Source organism: Streptomyces sp. SD15 (genome assembly GCF_054462255.1).
On record NZ_JBTLMO010000160.1, the window covers coordinates 1 to 691 of the forward strand.

The 691-nt window shown below is 67.6% G+C and carries 1 protein-coding gene; it reads left to right on the forward strand.

Annotated features, from left to right (window positions below; all coding sequences use genetic code 11):
• Positions 1-268: 268 nt before the first annotated feature.
• A complete protein-coding gene (locus tag ACX28W_RS44005) occupies positions 269-685 on the forward strand; it encodes an aggregation-promoting factor C-terminal-like domain-containing protein (protein ID WP_459005708.1) in 417 nt (138 codons plus the stop codon).
• The last annotated feature ends 6 nt before the right edge of the window (positions 686-691 follow it).

Genomic DNA, 691 nt, shown 5'->3' on the forward strand with positions numbered 1-691 from the left:
CGTAGCGGAAATGCGTGGCATGGACGCGTCGTCAACCCCTCTGACCTGGGGTTTGAGAGCCAGGTCACACAAGGCACTTTCTCCCCGGATGCGACCACCACTAGTAAAAGGGGTCATTGCAGACACCCCCGGAGCCTGTTTCTCTGGAGCAGTCGCCAGGCGCTGCGAGCCCACCCGGGCCGCGGCGCCCACGTACGCCCCGCCCCACCACGCACCACGGGGTCACGGCATACAGCGACCGCCCTGTACCCGAAGAAAGGTTCTACGCGTGTCCGTCTCCATCATTCGCCGCGCCGTCACCTCTCCGAAGAAGGTCCTCACCGGTGCCGCCGTGGCCGCCGCCACCACCGGCATGATCCTGGCCGCGGCCCCCGCACAGGCCGCCACCACCTCGGCCTCCTCCGCTCAGGCGATCGCGCACCGGATGATCCCGGACGCCGCGCAGTTCAAGGCCTTCAGCAACATCGTCTCCCACGAGAGCGGCTGGAACCACACCGCCAAGAACGCCTCCTCCGGCGCCTACGGCCTCGTCCAGGCCCTCCCCGCCTCGAAGATGGCCTCCGCCGGCTCCGACTGGAAGACCAACCCCGCCACCCAGATCAAGTGGGGCCTGGACTACATGAACTCCCGCTACGGCAGCCCCGTCGGCGCCTGGAACTTCTGGCAGACCCACCACTGGTACTGAGCAACC